A 2,991-nucleotide genomic window follows, 5' to 3' on the forward strand; every position below is an offset into this window, starting at 1 on the left:
GCGCAGACAGGGTACTGGCCAGAAGTTGGCCAACTTTGTATTCAATTCTACAGTCTAGCAGTGGTTTGCTTTGGAATCGCTTAGACTTTCACGGTCGGCTAAAGTAACACTGGGGATCCCTAGGGATCCTCGCCGGAGTGTTGAGAGTGCCCTATCCATGACTGGAGAGCCAACCCCCATTGACCCCGGGCCGGAGCGGTCTCAGGGCAGCTTGCTGCTAGCTGTGCCCATCCTCGGATCCCCGCACAGTGCTGTGGGATCCCGACAGTGGCTGGTATGGGGAGCGCTGGGGATCTTTCTGGTGGGCCTGGGGCTCCGCCTATGGCGGCTGGACGAGTTCCCGGCACCTGTGTTCGATGAGGTGTACTTCCCGGAGTTTGCCCAGAATTACTTGGATGGTAAGCCTTTTTACGATGTGCATCCCCCCCTGGGAAAGTACTTCATTGCCCTCAGCATTCGGGTGTTTGGCCGCAACGAGTGGGGATTCCGCTTCGCCACTGCTTTTTGCGGATCCCTGATCCCTCTGTTGCTGACCGGTTTAGCCTACCGCCTCACCTACCACGTGGGCTTTGCTCTGTTGAGCGGGGTTTTGCTGCTGACCGATGGGGTGTTTCTGGTGGAATCCCGCTTTGGCCTGATCAACGTGTATCTGGTAGCCTTTGGGCTGGCAGCGACCATTCTGTTGCTGAGAGGTCTAGAAGACCAAGGTTGGCGACGGGCTGCTCACTTTGCTTGCTCCGGGATCCTGTTGGGGGCGGCAGCTTCGGTGAAGTGGAATGGCCTCTGGTTTACCTTCATGTTTGCTCTGTTGGGGATCCTCGTCTGGGGGGTGGTCTGGCTGCGCCCGCAGTGGATCCCACGGTTGGGCATTTTGAGCCAGATTCGTCATCTGCGCTGGTGGCACTATGCGTTCTGCTTCGTCCTCGCTCCGCTGGCCTTTTACGCCATTCAGTGGATCCCGCACCTGCAGCTGAATCCCCAACAGGGACTAACTCTGGATTGGAGCTGGACGGGCATCCAGAATTATTTCCGATCCCTGGTGCTCATCAACCAATCCATCTACGGCGGCCACATGGCAGCCCACCTGGTGGTGAACGAAGAGACCCCTGTTCACCCCTACTGCTCCACCAGCTTGCGATCCCTGGTGGCTTGGTTCCCGGCTTTGCGTCCTTGGCTGACTACGCCCTTGGCCTCGGCAGGAGCTTGGTCCTGGCCAATTCTGGGCCGCCCCGTGGCCTACTACTTCGGCAGTCAGGGCAACCTCTGGCAAGCTGTTCATGGCTTGGGCAATCCTTGGCTGTGGTGGCTGGGGACGGGATCCATCTTGGTGCTTGTCTGGCGAGGGATCCGCCACTTTCACGGTCTCGAAGCCTTCATTTTGATTGGCTATGCGGCCAATTACCTGCCTTGGTTTAGGGTCAGCCGCTGCGTTTTTATCTACCACTACATGAGCGCTCTGGCGTTTAGCACCCTAGCCCTGGCTTGGTTGGTGCTGCTGGGCTGGCAGAGCTATCGCCGCTTTTGGCGCGGGGCGAGCATCACGGCGGTGGCCTTGGTTTTGGCGTCCTTTGTCTTCTTTTTCCCCGTTTGGCTTGGCCTGCCCCTCAGTCCAAGCGGATTCTACGCCCGCATGTGGTTTCGCTCTAGCCCGGTGCCGCTGTTCTGTTTCAGCCCCCAATCCTGCCAACAGCCCCCGCTGCACCTGCCGCCCATCCCCGGCTTGAACTGGATCTAAGGGAGGCATGGTAAGCTTTGTGAAGTTTGTTTCGTGAAATGCGGCGCTCCGTTACCGAAAGATGGAGCGAGGTTCGCGAAACCCTTGTGGTGGAGGTAGTGGAAACGTCATGGCCCGATCTTGCCCGAGTTCTGCCAACTCTCCCCGCCGTCCACTGGCTTATTCAGAGCAAGCTGTCCCGGTTGGGGTGATCGGGGTAGGCAACATGGGCCAGCACCACACCCGCGTTTTCAGCCTGATGAAGGATGTGCGGGTCGTGGGGGTAGCGGATATCAACGTGGAACGGGGATTGGATGTGGCCAGCCGCCACCGCGTTCATTTCTATGAGGACTACCGCGATCTGCTGCCCCATGTAGCTGCCGTGGCCATTGCCGTGCCGACGGTTCTGCACCACGAGGTGGGTATGGCCTGCCTGGAGGCCGGGGTACATGTGCTGATCGAAAAGCCCATCGCTGCCAGCATCAGCGAAGCAGAATCGCTGGTGAACCGAGCTGCCGATTGCAATTGTATTTTGCAGGTGGGGCACATCGAGCGCTTCAGCCCTGTTTTCCAAAAGCTGGGCCAAGTCTTGCAAAGTGAAGAACCTCTGGCTTTCGAGGCTCACCGTCTCAGCCCCTATTCCGACCGCGCCAGCGATGTGTCGGTGGTATTCGACTTGATGATCCACGACATCGATCTGTTGCTGGAGCTGATCCCATCTCCCGTGACCCGAATTACCGCCAGCGGCAACCGCATCTCCAAGCTGGGCTACCTGGACTACGTCACGGCTACTCTCACTTTTGCCAACGGTGCCATCGCCACCCTCACTGCCAGCAAGGTCACCCACCGCAAGGTGCGCAAAATTGCCGTCCACTGCAAGAATGCCTTGGTAGAAGCAGATTTTCTACACAATGAGATCTCGGTGTACCGCCAGAGATCCGTCGGCAGCACCAGCGACTACGGCCAAATGCCCTACCAGCGGGATTGTTTGATTGAGAAAGTCCACACCGACAATATCGACAAGCTGCATGCCGAACTGGAGCACTTCATCAACTGCGTGCGGGGAGGCAACCAACCTTCCGTAGGTGGGGAACAGGCCCTGAAAGCTTTGAGGCTGGCCTCGGAGGTAGAGCGGATTGCTTTGGATGGATGTGCCTGGAGCGAAGCCAAGCCCCGCCGTAGTCTCCTATCCTAGTCTTTAACGCAAGCCCCAGATGGGGGCAGAGCCCTGTTGTTGGCCCATAGCCATTCCAGCATCAGCTAGAAATCGCAGGAGC

General features: G+C 58.3%; 2 protein-coding genes. Both read left to right on the top strand.

Features of this window, described 5'->3' with window-relative positions:
• Positions 1-157: 157 nt before the first annotated feature.
• On the top strand, positions 158-1,735 hold the full coding sequence (locus tag NW819_RS02970; RefSeq protein WP_414408208.1) for a phospholipid carrier-dependent glycosyltransferase: 1,578 nt from the start codon (positions 158-160) through the stop codon (positions 1,733-1,735).
• Positions 1,736-1,844: 109 nt separating this feature from the next.
• The gene (locus NW819_RS02975) at positions 1,845-2,909 is read left to right on the top strand and encodes a Gfo/Idh/MocA family oxidoreductase (protein ID WP_414412841.1); all 1,065 of its coding nucleotides are present in this window, start codon (positions 1,845-1,847) and stop codon (positions 2,907-2,909) included.
• The last annotated feature ends 82 nt before the right edge of the window (positions 2,910-2,991 follow it).

It is taken from the genome of Synechococcus sp. R8-2 (assembly GCF_047461715.1).
Classification (GTDB): domain Bacteria; phylum Cyanobacteriota; class Cyanobacteriia; order Thermostichales; family Thermostichaceae; genus Thermostichus.